Origin of the sequence: Acinetobacter sp. WCHAc010034 (assembly GCF_001696615.3) — a bacterium.
GTDB lineage: Bacteria > Pseudomonadota > Gammaproteobacteria > Pseudomonadales > Moraxellaceae > Acinetobacter.
On sequence record NZ_CP032279.1, the window covers coordinates 1,866,620 to 1,879,277 of the forward strand.

Genomic DNA, 12,658 nt, shown 5'->3' on the forward strand with positions numbered 1-12,658 from the left:
CTTATTTTAGTTTTGCATTGTTATTTTAAAGCAGTTTGAAGCCGGCTTCAGGCCTGAATATCATTGAAGCCCAGAACGTCCTTCATGTCGTATTTGCGCGCTTCGCGGCCGACTACCCAGGCGGCTGCCCGCACTGCGCCGGATGCAAAGTTCATGCGGTTGGTGGCTTTGTGGGTAATTTCAACGCGCTCGCCTTCGCCAATGAACATCACGGTATGCTCGCCGACAATATCGCCGCCGCGGATGGTTTGAAAGCCGATGCTTTGGCGCTCGCGCGGGCCAGTGTGGCCTTCACGGCAGTACACAGCGTCCTGCTTCAAATCGCGTCCAAGCGTTTCCGCAATCGCCTCGCCCATCATCAATGCCGTGCCGGACGGCGCATCGACTTTATGGCGGTGGTGCGCTTCAATCACTTCAATATCCACCGTGTCGCCGAATACTTTGGAGGCCAGCTCCAGCAGCTTAATCGAGACATTGACGCCGACAGAATAGTTGGCGGCGTAAACCACCGGAGTGTGCTGCGCGGTTTGATCCAGATGGGCTTTCTGCTCATCGTTCATGCCCGTGGTGCCGATCACAATCGCCACGCCGGCCTGGCGGCAAAGCGCAAGGTGCTGCGCTGTGGCAGCCGGCGCGGTAAAGTCAATCACCACATCGCAGTCCTGCAGCACATCTTCCAGGCTGCCGGAAACTTTCACGCCCAATGCGCCAATGCCCGCCAGCTCGCCGGCGTCCGCGCCCACCAGGCTGCTTTCCGGACGCTCAACCGCCGCCGCCAGCTGATAGCCCGCCTGCTGCACCGCCTGAATTAAGATGCGCCCCATCCGGCCGCCTGCGCCCAATACGCCAATACGCGGGTTTGCTGACATAACATTTTCCTGATGCTGATTCGAAATTGCTCTTACTATAGCAAAACTCCCAAGCTTGGCTAAGTTCAGCGCAAAAAAATCCTGAAAATTATCACTGCCCTATGCAGGCCCCAGCGGATGCAGCCGGCCGCGCAGGCAATTTCCGGCTTTTTAAATGCCGGGCTGCATTTCGATGTATCATAAGGCGGTTTTTTCCACGATGATCCGGCATGAAGAACTTACTGTTTGCCTGCGCCGCCGCATGCATATTTTTAGCTTGGCTGCTTCCCATCCATTACCGCCCATGGGCCACTTATACCGGCGAACTGTACGCTTTTTTTGCCTTATTTGCGCTGGCCGGCGCATTTCTGAAGCAGAAGCTGCTGCTGCCTAAAATTGCGCTGCCGCTATTCGGCCTGGCGCTGATTCCGCTGATTCAGTTCACTTTCGGCCAGGTGTATTATTTCAGCATTGCGCTGCTGGGCTTCCTGTATGTCTTCGGCTTTGGGCTGGCCGTGGCGATAGGCTTCAGCCTGTGCCGGGATTCAGGCCAAAGGGAAAAAACCTTCGCCTATTTAAGCTGCACCTTTCTGGCTGGCGGGGTCTGCACAGGCCTGATCGCCATCTGCCAGTGGCTGAATCTGGACAGCCGGCTGACCGCCATCATGATGGATATTCACGGCAATGCCCGGCCCTTCGCCAACTTTGCCCAGCCCAACAACATGGGCACCTTCCTGCTGATGGCGCTGATGGCCTGCCTGTATCTGCATGAAACCAGGCGCCTGCCGGCCAAATGGCTGGTTCTGGCGGCGGCCCCGATCTTAATCGGCGTAGCGCTGAGCCAGTCGCGCACTTCGTGGGTGGCCTGCCTGTGCATCATGGCCTACCTGTCCTATCAGCAGTACCGGCATGTCATCCGCCTGCCTTGGCGCTATAACCTGCTCTGGCTGTCGGCCTTCGCAGCGCTGATTTTCTTCCTGCCGCACATCGGCCAATGGATTGCGCAGGCTTCGGATGTGCAGATTATTGAAAGCCGCGAGCTGGCGGAGCGCGCCGGCGGCGATATGTCGCGCCTGGCCATCTGGCAGCAGATGCTGCACGCCATAGCGGCCCAGCCGTGGTTCGGCTACGGCTGGTATCAAACCAGCAGCGCCTTTGTCAGCATCAGCGATACCTTCCAGGGCCCGGTCTGGATCCGCAGCGCGCATAATTTCATTCTGGATTTCCTGCTCTGGAACGGCCTGCTGATCAGCCTGCCGTTTCTGGCCTATTTCGGCTATTGGGGCTGGCAGCTGCACCGGCGCGCCAATTCTGCCGAATCCGTAACCGGCCTGCTGATGGCGGGGGTATTCATCATCCACGCCATGCTGGAATTTCCGCAGAACTATGCCTATTTCCTGCTTCCGGCCGGCTTTATTTTAGGCGCGGTTCAGGCGCAGAAAGCCGATACGGCTGTGCTGGCCCTGCCGCCAGTGTTCATGCGGGTGGCCTTCGCCGCCGGCGCCATTCTGCTGGCGGTGATTTACCGCGATTACGCGGTGCTGGTGCCGAAGCTGAATCAGGCTGCGGCCTATGAGAAAACCCCGGAAAAAATCACCCGCAATGAGCGCATTTACCTGCTGAGCGAATTTGACCACCGCATTAATTTCATCCTGATCAACCCCTACAGCAAAATGACCCAGGCGCAGCTGGATGAAGCTGAAAAGCTGGTGCGCAGCTATCCGACCAAATACCATTTGGTCAAGTATGCCAAAATGCTGGCCTACAATGGCCATGAAGCCGAAGCCCGGCATCAGCTTTGGCGCCTGAAAGCCATTCACAAGAAAGAGCTGAGCTGGAGCGAGCTGATCAAAGACCAGCCGCGCTCAGCTGAAAGATAAAAAAATAGCCTGCATATTGCAGGCTATTTTTTCAGGGCTGGACAAGCCTAAGCTGGCTTAGTCAAACAGGCCGAAGAATGATTTTTTCTTCGGCGATGAGCCGCTGCCTTCGCCGTCCATCGTTTCCTGCAGCTCTTTCAGCAGTTCACGCTGGCGCGCCGTTAAATTCACCGGCGTTTCCACCACAATGCGGCAGAGCAAATCACCCTGCATGCTGCTGCGCACCGGCTTCACGCCTTTGCCGCGCAGGCGGAACATTTTGCCGGTTTGCGTGCCTTCAGGAATCTTCAGGCTGACGCGGCCTTCAAGGGTCGGAATTTCAATTTCCTTGCCCAAAGCTGCGTCGGCAATGCTGACAGGCACATCCATATACAGGTCTGCGCCGTCGCGCTGGAAGATTTCATGCTCGCGCACCACCACTTCCACATACAGGTCGCCGGCCTGGCCGCCGCGGATAGCTTCGCCCTTGCCGCTTAAGCGCACGCGGTCGCCGTTGTCCACCCCGGCAGGAATGGTGACTTCCAGTGTCTGCTGGCGGTCCGACACGCCTGAACCGTGGCATTTGCCGCATGGGTTCTTGATGATTTTGCCCTGGCCGCGGCAGGTGCTGCAGGTCTGCTGCACCGAGAAGAAGCCCTGCTGCATGCGCACTTGGCCTGCGCCGTGGCAGGTTCTGCAGGTTTCCACATCATTCGGGTTCTTAGAGCCTTTGCCGTCGCAGGCATCGCATGGCGCCGGCGCGGTAAAGGTGATGGTTTTTTTCACGCCTTTAACCGCTTCTTCCAGCGTCAGCTCCATCACATAGCGCAGGTCTGAGCCTTGGCGCGCGCGCTGCTGGCCGCGGCCGCCGCCGCCGAATGCGCCGCCGAAGATATCGCCAAACTGGCTGAAGATGTCTTCCGCGCTGAAGCCGCCAAAACCGCCGCCAGCGCCGCCGCCCATGCCGCCTTCAAAGGCCTGATGGCCCATGCGGTCATACATGCTGCGCTTTTCGCCGTCCGACAGCACTTCATAAGCTTCGGCCGCTTCCTTGAATTTTTCTTCCGCTTCCGGATTGTCCGGGTTGCGGTCAGGGTGATACTTCATCGCCAACTTACGGTAGGCTTTTTTAATTTCATCATCACTAGCGGTTTTAGCGACGCCCAAAACCTCATAATAATCACGTTTAGCCATGTCTGGCGATGCTCCTCACGGAATTCTGTTGAATACTTAACTGTGGTGTGAAATTGGGGCCAAAGCGGCTTTTACAAGGGCAAATGCTGAAAAAATTCAGCCGGCTTAGAAAACTGCCTTGTTTTTGAAAAACTTAGTGATGCCTTTAATCCAGGCATTCAGCAGGTACAGGAAGGCGGTGCCGGAGAATACCACGCCGGCCACGGTGCAGCCGGTGACCCATAAATAGGTGTCCCAGTAGTAGAAAAACAGCGGGATGAACCACAGCGCGGCGAAGCAGGCCAGAATCGTGTAAATCACCACGCTGCGCATCACCCAGAAGGCCTGAGCCTGGATCCAGACTTCAGCAGAGTCGAGCTGGGTGACTTTGCGCGCCAGCCAGTAGGCGAAAAAGCCGCTGACCACGGTAAACAGCGCGAAAAACATGAAGACATAAGAAATCGCAACATAGCGGCGATACTTGATAAGGCTGTCTGTCGTCATGTCTCATTTAACCCCATACACTGCTCCAAAACGCCCGAATGCGCGCAGCGGTTTACTTATTAAAATTGTCAGTAAAGATCAGGTGCTACTATATTGAAAAAAACCCTATTCCGCACCCATTTTTATGACACTTTTATATATTCTGCTGAATTTTTTTCACCTTAAACCACTGCGCATACAGCGCAGGCAGGAAAAACAGGGTCAGCAGGGTCGCCACAATCAGGCCGCCCATGATCGCAACCGCCATCGGCCCGAAGAAAATGCTGCGCGACAGCGGAATCATCGCCAGCACGGCGGCCAGCGCGGTCAGCACAATCGGGCGGCAGCGGCGCACGGTGGCGCCGATAATCGATGACCACGGATCATGCCCAGCCTGAATGTCCTGCTCAATCTGATCGATCAGGATCAGCGAATTGCGCATGATCATGCCGGACAGCGCAATGGTGCCGAGCATGGCCACAAAGCCGAAAGGCTTGTTGAACAGCAGCAGGAACAGCACCACGCCAATCAGGCCCAGCGGCGCCGTCAGGAACACAATAAAGGCGCGCGACATGCTTCTGAGCTGAATCATCAGCAGCGTCATCACCACGGCCAGGAACACCGGCATGCCGGCATTCACCGAAGCCTGCCCGCGCGCCGATTCCTCCACCGTGCCGCCGGTTTCCAGCAAATAGCCGCCCGGCATTTGCGCGCGCAGCTGCGCCAGCGGCTCAGACAGTTCCTTCACCACCGTCGCCGGCTGCAGCTGGCTGCGGATATCGGCGCGCACGGTAATGGTCGGCAGGCGGTTGCGGTGCCAGATCAGGCCTTCCTCAAAGCTGTATTCAATGCTGGCGATTTGCGCCAAAGGCACGGAGCCGCCGCCGGCGGCCGGCACGGCCAGGCTGCTGAGCGCAGCCGCATCCAGCCGTTCCGCCTGATCGCCGCGCATGCGGATTTCAATCAGCTCGCGCTTTTCGCGGTACTGGTCCAGCGCTGCCCCGCTGAGGGAACTGTTGAGGAAATTGGCCAAATCCAGGCTGGAGACGCCCATTTGGCGCGCGCGGTCCTGATCAATCTGCAGCCGGATCACCTTGCTCGGCTCGCCCCAGTCCAGATGCACATTGGTGGTGTTCGGATTTTCAGCGACTGCAGCCGCCGCTTTCTGCGCCCATTCGCGCACGGCAGCCAAATCCTCGCCGGAAACGCGGAACTGCAGCGGATAGCCGACCGGCGGGCCGTTTTCCAGCAGCGAAACGCGGGTGCGCGCCTCCGGCAGCAGCTGGCGGATTTTTCCGCTCAGCGAACGGCGGATTTCATCGCGCTCATCCAGTGAAGAAGCCAGTACCACGAACTGGGCAAAACTGGCCTGCGGCAGCTGCTGGTCTAAAGGCAGGTAAAAGCGCGGCGAGCCGGTGCCGACATAGGCGGTAAAATTGTCAATTCCCGGCTGCTGCGACAGGAAGCGCTCGACTTTTTCCACCGCCGCCTCTGTGGCCTGCAGCGATGCGCCTTCTTCCAGCTTGATATCCACCAGAATTTCGGCGCGGTTGGAAGGCGGGAAAAACTGCTGCGGCACGGCTTTAAACAGCAGCGCCGACAGCACAAAAATCCCCGCCGTGGCGGCGATCACGGTCTTGCGGTAAGTCACGCAGGCATCCACCCAGCGCCGGAAGCCTTGGTAAAACCGGGTCTGATAAGGGTCGTGATGCCCGCCGGCAGGATGCTCCGGCGGCTGCGGCTCCGGCTCCGGCTGGCGGCGCAGCCGCGCCCACAGGCGCTGATGCCACGGCGCTTTCCGGGCCGGGCCTGCATTGAAGTCCGGCAGCAGCTTATCGCCCAGATAAGGCACAAACAGCACGGCGGCAAACCACGACACAATCAGCGCGATAGTCACCACCTGAAAAATTGAGCGGGTGTATTCGCCGGTGCTGGAGGCCGCGGTGGCGATCGGCAGAAAGCCGGCGGCGGTAATCAGGGTGCCGGTCAGCATCGGAAAAGCGGTGGTGCGCCAGGCGTGGCCGGCGGCCTGCAGCCGCGAATAGCCCTGCTCCATTTTAACCGCCATCATTTCAACCGCGATAATCGCGTCATCCACCAGCAGCCCAAGCGCCAGAATCAGCGCGCCGAGTGAAATCTTATGCAGGCCGACATCAAACAGCTTCATGCCGGCAAAAGTCATCGCCAGCACCAATGGAATCGACAGCGCCACCACCAGGCCGGTGCGGAAGCCTAGCGAGAAAAAGCTCACCAGCAGCACGATGATCACCGCTTCCGCCAGCACTTTCATGAACTCGCTGACGCTGCGCTTGACGGCTTCAGGCTGATCCGAAACTTTCTGCAGCTGCATGCCCAGCGGCAGGCCTTTCTGCAGGCGCGCAAATTCAGTTTCCAGATTTTTGCCCAGCGCCAGAATATCGCCGCCTTTGCGCATGGAAACCGCAATGCCGATGCCGTTTTCGCCCATAAAGCGCATGCGCGGCTGCGCCGGCTCGCTGAAGCCGCGGTAAATTTCCGCCACATCGCCCAGCTGCACGGTTTTGCCGCCGGCCAGCAAGGGCAGGCGCTTCAGCTCATCCACGCTGTTCAGGCCGCCGCTGACCCGCACCTGAATGCGGTCAGAAGCGGTTTCAAAAAAGCCGGCGCTGGCCACGGCATTCTGCTGCTGCAGCGCCTGCTGAATCGCGCTCAGCGGAATGCCCAGCTGGGCCGCCTTGGTGTTGGAAATTTCAATCCAGATGCGCTGATCCTGCAGGCCGATCAGTTCAACTTTGCCTACATCCTTGACCCGCTGCAGCTGCAGCTGCAGACGGTCTGCGTATTCCTTTAAGGCGGCGTAGTCAAAGTCATTGCCGCTCAGCACATAAATGTTGCCGAAAGTATCGCCGAATTCATCGTTGAAAAATGGCCCCTGCACGCCGCCGGGCAGCTCATGGCGGATGTCATTGACCTTCTTGCGCACGCTGTACCAGACATCCGGGATGTCTTTGGAGCGCAGCGAGTCTTTGGCCACAAAGGTCACCAGCGATTCGCCCGGGCGCGAATAAGCCATGATGCGCTCATAATTTCCGGTGCTCATCAGCTCTTTTTCAATGCGGTCAGTGACCTGCAGCGAAACTTCCTTGGCGGTGGCGCCCGGCCAGTAGGTTTGCACCACCATCACCTTAAAGGTGAACGGCGGATCTTCGCTTTGCGACAGCTTGGCATAGGACAGCATGCCGACGATGCCGAGCAGAATCATGAAATACAGAATCAGGCCTTTATTTTTCAGCGCCCATTCAGACAGGTTGAAATTCATGGCTGCCCCCCTGCCTGAATTTTCACGGCGCGGTTGTCGCGGTCCACCGGATTGACTTTCTGCTTGGCGCGCAGCAGGTGCACCCCGCCGATCACTACATAATCGGCCGGATTCAGGCCGCTGAGCACCGGCGCGCTGTCGCGGCCGTATGCGCCCAGAACTACAGGCACTTTGCGCAAGCTATGGTCAGCATTGACAGTAAAGACATAGGGCTGCCTGTCAGCCGCGTCGGCTGAAATGCTGGACAGCGGCACGCTCAGCCTGGCGCCCGGCGCGGCGCTGAAAAATACCCGCGCGCTTTGCCCCAGCTGAATGCCTTCGGCGGCGGGCAGCGCCACTTTCACGCTGTAGGTGCGCGACTGGTCGGCAGCCGGCGAGATTTCCCTGACCGCCGCATCGAATTTTTCTTCCGGCTTAGACCACAGCGTGACCTGCGCCGGCTGGCCCGCTTTGATTCCGCCGATCGCCTGCTCCGGCACGCCGATCACCACTTCACGCCCGCTGCCGATTGCCAGCTGATAGGCCGCCTGCCCGGCAGCGACAACTTGCCCGGCTTCAATATTGCGCGCGGTAATCACCCCGCTTTTGCTGGCCGTCAGCTGATTGTACTGCGTCTGGTTGCTGCTGACCTGATAGTTGGACTGCGCCTGCTTCAGGCTGGACAGGGCCGCCTTGTACTGGTTGTCCACGGCATCGTACTGCGAGCGGCTCACCGCATTGACCGGCAGCAGCTGCTGAAAGCGCTTCAATTCATCTTCAGCAATTCTGGCCGCCGACTGCGCGCTTTCCAGCTGCGCGCGGGCCGCGTTCAGCTGCAGCTGCGCGTCCTTGACATCCAGCCGCGCCAGCACCTGCCCCGCCCTGACCTGATCGCCGACATCGGCATAGCGTTCAGCAACCTGCCCGGCAACGCGGAAGGCCAAAGCGGTCTGCTCCTGCGCCTGCACATCGCCGGCATAGCTTTTCTGTTCCGGCTGCGCGGCGCCGGGCTGCGCCACCATCACCACGGGGACTTCCTGTTCGGCCGGCGCTTTATCCCTGCTGCATCCCCACAAGGCCAAACTGCAGGCGGTAATCATGCTGACAACGGCGGTTTTTATCGTGCTCATGAAGCTCGCTCTTATTTAAATCGGTTTTTTAGGGCAAAATAAGGCTTATTAAGCTGGCTGTTTTTTAATTAATAAACCACAGGGTACATTAATTAAAAACGTGAACTGAAATCAATAACCTTATTTGATTTTTTTTGGAATTTTTTGCACATGAATGCCGGACGCCCGAAAGACCTGGAAAAGCGCAGGCGCATCCTGGAAGCCGCCAAATGCCTGTTTTTAGCATGCGGCTATCACGGCTGCAGCATGAACCGCATTGCGCAGGAGGCCGATGTCAGCAAGCTGACGGTATACAACCACTTTCAGGACAAGGAAACCCTGTTTACCAGCGCGATTGCCGAAACCTGCGACAGGCTGCTGCAGGCGCGCCCCATCCACCTGTCGGCAGGCAGCGATTTTCAGCAGGCGCTGCAGCAGGCCTGCGAGCTGTCGCTGAATATTGTCAATTTGCCGGAAGCGCTGAAGACCGAATACCTGCTGCTGGAGCTGGCCTCGCAGCGCAATCCGCTGGCGCAGCAGTTTTACAATGCCTCGCATGAAAAGCTCAGCGCGCTGTGGGAAAGCTTTTTTGCGCAGGCGGCCGCGCTGCGCTTCATCCGCACGGATGCGCCGCGCCGGCAAGCCGCGCTGATTTTCTCGCTGCTGCTGGGGCAGCGCCACCATGAAGTGCTGATGGGCATCCGTCCGGTTCCCGATCAGGCGGAGCGCGCCGGCATCATTCAGGACAGCATTGAGCTGTTCCTGCTGCGCTACGCCCTGCCCTGAACGCCTGAAAAGGCCCGGCGTCAAGCCTGAACTGCATCCGCCCTGCTGCTTTTCAGGCAAACTGAATCCAACTTTTGTCTGTGCCCCGCTTGGATTGTCACTGAATCAGAGTATAGTCAAGTCAGGAACAACCGGAGAATGCTAAAAATGATTCAACAAATTGACGCTCCTTTACGCGATGATGTGCGCTTGCTGGGCAATTTACTCGGCGAAACCCTCAAGCAGCATGCCGGACAAGATTTGTTTAATCAGGTTGAACAGATTCGCGCTTTAGCCAAAGGCGCGCGCGACGGCCAGGCCGAAGCGGAAAAGCAGCTGGAGCAGCTGTTTTTAAGCCTGGAGGATGAGGAAATCCTGCCGCTGACCCGCGCCTTTACCCACTTTCTGAACTTCGCCAATATTGCCGAGCAGTACCATGCCGTGCGCAGCCGCCGGCAAAGCGAATTTGATGAAAATGCGCCGTCGCCTAATCCGCTGGATCATTTATTCCAGAAATTCAAAGCCCATGAGATTTCATCAGACGCGCTGTATCAGCAGATTTGCGAGCTGAAAATTGAACTGGTGCTGACCGCGCATCCGACCGAAGTCAGCCGGCGCACGCTGATTCAGAAATATGACGGCATCAATGACTGCCTGTTTAAATTCGACCAGCAGAAGCTGACCCCGCGCGAGCGCCAGGCCGTGCTGGAAGACTTAAAGCAGCTGATCTGCTCGGCATGGCAGACCGATGAAATCCGCCAGCACCGCCCGACCCCGGTCGATGAAGCGAAATGGGGCTTCACCACCATTGAGCAGACGCTGTGGAATGCCGTGCCGAAATTCATGCGCGAACTGGACGGCATGGTGCATGAGCACTGCGGCCAGCGCCTGCCTTTGACCATTGCGCCGGTGCGCTTCGCCTCCTGGATGGGCGGCGACCGCGACGGCAACCCGAATGTCACCCACAACATCACGCAGGAAGTGCTGTGGCTGTCGCGCTGGAAAGCCGCTGACCTGTATGTGCGCGACATTGAAGCCCTGCGCTGGGAACTGTCGATTGAACAGTGCAGCCCGGAATTGCGCGAAGCTTTGGGCCAGGATCACCCGGAACCCTACCGCGAATACCTGCGCGAAACCCGCCAGCGCCTGAAAGCCACCCGGCACTGGCTGGCGGAAAAGCTGCGCGGCGCAGACGCCGACGACAGCCAGGCCATCAAGAGCAAGGATGAACTGCTGCAGCCGCTGCTGCTGTGCTACCGCTCGCTGATGGACTGCGGCCTGCCGGAAGTCGCCAACGGCAAGCTGCTGGACTTCATCCACCGCGTCAACTGCTTCGGCATTGAGCTGCTGAAGCTGGATATCCGCCAGGAATCCGGGCGCCACCGCCAGGCCATTTCCGCCATTACCGAATATCTGGGCCTCGGCAATTTTGAAACCTGGACCGAACAGGCGCGCCAGAACTTCCTGCTGCAGGAGCTGCAAAGCAAGCGCCCGCTGCTGCCGAAATTCATCAATGAGCCGAAGCAGAGCCTGATTGAGCATCCGGATGTGCAGGAAGTCTTCGCCACCATGCGCACTTTGGCGGAGCAGCCGCCGGAAAGCCTCGGCGCCTACATTATTTCCATGGCGGAATATCCGAGCGATGTGCTGGCGGTGCTGCTGCTGCAGAAAGAAGCCGGCATTCAGCATGCGCTGCGCGTTGTGCCTTTGTTTGAAACCCTGAAGGATCTGGACGGCGCCGCCGCCACCATGAACACCCTGTTCGGCATGCACTGGTACAAGCAGCATATTCAGGGCAGGCATGAAGTGATGATCGGCTATTCCGACTCGGCCAAAGACGCCGGCTTCATGTCCGCCAACTGGGCGCAGTACCGCGCGCAGGAAGAGCTGACCGATGTGGCGAAAAAGCACGGCGTGCAGCTGACCCTGTTCCACGGCCGCGGCGGCTCCATCAGCCGCGGCGGCGCGCCGACCCAGCAGGCGCTGTTCTCGCAGCCGCCGGGCTCAATTTCCGGCGCCATCCGCGTGACCGAACAGGGCGAAATGATCCGCTTCAAGTTCGGCCTAGAAGGCATTGCGCTGCAGAATCTGGAAATTTATACCGCAGCCACGCTGGAAGCCACGCTGCTGCCGCCGCCGGAGCCGAAAGCGGAATGGCGCGCGCTGATGCATAAAATGACCGACCTGTCGGTGCAGGTGTACCGCCAGACCGTGCGGGAAAATCCGCATTTCGTCAAATACCTGCGCACCGTGACCCCGGAGCTGGAACTGCAGATGCTGCCTTTGGGCTCGCGCCCGGCCAAGCGCAAAGTCAGCGGCGGCATTGAATCGCTGCGCGCCATCCCCTGGGTATTCGCCTGGACGCAGATCCGCCTGATGCTGCCGGCATGGCTCGGCACAGGCGCTGCCATCAATCAGGTGATTGATCAGGGCCAGAAAGGCGCGCTGGAAGACATGCTGCAGCACTGGCCGTATTTCCAGACCTTGATTGACATGCTGGAAATGGTGCTGTCCAAAGCCGACAGCCATGTCGCCTTATATTACGAGGCGCATTTAACCGATGACGAAGACCTGAAGCTGCTGGGCGAGCAGCTGCGCCAGCGCCTGCGCGATGCGGTGCAGACCCTGCTGGCGCTGAAAGGCGAATCGCAGCTGCTCAGCAGCAATGACGTGCTGGATCAGTCCATGAAGGTGCGCAAGCCTTACCTGCTGCCGCTGCACCTGCTGCAGGCGGAGCTGATGAAGCGCCGCCGCGCCTATCTGGCGGACCGCCAGGCGGAAAACACCCCGGTCGATCATGCGCTGATGGTCAGCATCGCCGGCATCGCCGCCGGCCTGCGCAATACCGGCTGACGGCTTAGGCCAAAAGCACCGGGCGCATCTTGATGATGCGCCTTTTTATTGACCGCTTATTCTATAATGAAGTTTTTTTCATAACTGGAATCAAAAATATTCATGAATGGCGCTGCCCGCAGCAGGCTGCGGTTAACGGCTGATTTAACGCTGTTTTTCACACTGCAAACTTTTACCGCGCGGTAAAAAATAATGAAAAGTCATGGAATTAGTTTTAACATTTTTTTTACCGCGGTGATTAAATCTTGCAAAAAAGAAGCGTATGATGTGCGCAGTTTATTTTTCGAGTGC

The 12,658-nt window shown here is 58.4% G+C and carries 8 protein-coding genes; 3 read left to right on the top strand and 5 right to left on the bottom strand.

Features of this window, described 5'->3' with window-relative positions; translation table 11 throughout:
• Positions 1-47: 47 nt before the first annotated feature.
• Positions 48-869 carry a 4-hydroxy-tetrahydrodipicolinate reductase gene (gene dapB / locus BEN74_RS10560; protein ID WP_068908834.1) on the bottom strand — a complete coding sequence of 274 codons (822 nt, stop codon included), beginning with the start codon at positions 867-869 and terminating at the stop codon, positions 48-50.
• A 209-nt stretch (positions 870-1,078) separates the two neighbouring features.
• Between dapB and BEN74_RS10565 the strand changes: the two genes are divergently transcribed.
• Positions 1,079-2,728, top strand: a complete 1,650-nt coding sequence (locus BEN74_RS10565; protein WP_068908832.1) for a PglL family O-oligosaccharyltransferase — start codon at positions 1,079-1,081, stop codon at positions 2,726-2,728.
• Positions 2,729-2,785: 57 nt separating this feature from the next.
• Here the strand turns inward: BEN74_RS10565 and dnaJ are convergent, their stop codons facing one another.
• The 4 genes from dnaJ to BEN74_RS10585 all read right to left on the bottom strand — a co-directional run bounded on the left by dnaJ (position 2,786) and on the right by BEN74_RS10585 (position 8,770).
• Entirely contained in the window at positions 2,786-3,901 is a 1,116-nt protein-coding gene (gene dnaJ / locus BEN74_RS10570; RefSeq protein WP_068908830.1) for a molecular chaperone DnaJ, read from the bottom strand.
• 105 nt (positions 3,902-4,006) lie between these two features.
• Entirely contained in the window at positions 4,007-4,384 is a 378-nt protein-coding gene (locus BEN74_RS10575) for a hypothetical protein (protein WP_068908828.1), read from the bottom strand.
• A gap of 133 nt (positions 4,385-4,517) precedes the next feature.
• A complete protein-coding gene (locus tag BEN74_RS10580; RefSeq protein ID WP_068908825.1) occupies positions 4,518-7,661 on the bottom strand; it encodes an efflux RND transporter permease subunit in 3,144 nt (1,047 codons plus the stop codon).
• Positions 7,658-8,770, bottom strand: a complete 1,113-nt coding sequence (locus BEN74_RS10585; RefSeq protein WP_068908823.1) for an efflux RND transporter periplasmic adaptor subunit — start codon at positions 8,768-8,770, stop codon at positions 7,658-7,660. Before BEN74_RS10585 ends, BEN74_RS10580 begins: the two co-directional genes overlap by 4 nt.
• Positions 8,771-8,920: 150 nt before the next feature.
• On the opposite strand from BEN74_RS10585, the gene BEN74_RS10590 reads away from it, so the two are divergent.
• Both BEN74_RS10590 and ppc read left to right on the top strand, forming a co-directional pair.
• Positions 8,921-9,535 (top strand): TetR/AcrR family transcriptional regulator, encoded by a 615-nt coding sequence (locus BEN74_RS10590; protein ID WP_068908821.1) that lies wholly within the window; start codon positions 8,921-8,923, stop codon positions 9,533-9,535.
• Between the two features lie 147 nt (positions 9,536-9,682).
• Entirely contained in the window at positions 9,683-12,367 is a 2,685-nt protein-coding gene (gene ppc / locus BEN74_RS10595; protein ID WP_068908819.1) for a phosphoenolpyruvate carboxylase, read from the top strand.
• The last annotated feature ends 291 nt before the right edge of the window (positions 12,368-12,658 follow it).

Coding starts and splice junctions, on each gene's coding strand:
- BEN74_RS10580 (WP_068908825.1), bottom strand. CDS start 7,661: ATGAATTTCAACCTGTCTGAATGGGCGCTGAAAAATAAAGGCCTGATT.
- dapB (WP_068908834.1), bottom strand. CDS start 869: ATGTCAGCAAACCCGCGTATTGGCGTATTGGGCGCAGGCGGCCGGATG.
- ppc (WP_068908819.1), top strand. CDS start 9,683: ATGATTCAACAAATTGACGCTCCTTTACGCGATGATGTGCGCTTGCTG.
- BEN74_RS10590 (WP_068908821.1), top strand. CDS start 8,921: ATGAATGCCGGACGCCCGAAAGACCTGGAAAAGCGCAGGCGCATCCTG.
- BEN74_RS10565 (WP_068908832.1), top strand. CDS start 1,079: ATGAAGAACTTACTGTTTGCCTGCGCCGCCGCATGCATATTTTTAGCT.
- BEN74_RS10575 (WP_068908828.1), bottom strand. CDS start 4,384: ATGACGACAGACAGCCTTATCAAGTATCGCCGCTATGTTGCGATTTCT.
- dnaJ (WP_068908830.1), bottom strand. CDS start 3,901: ATGGCTAAACGTGATTATTATGAGGTTTTGGGCGTCGCTAAAACCGCT.
- BEN74_RS10585 (WP_068908823.1), bottom strand. CDS start 8,770: ATGAGCACGATAAAAACCGCCGTTGTCAGCATGATTACCGCCTGCAGT.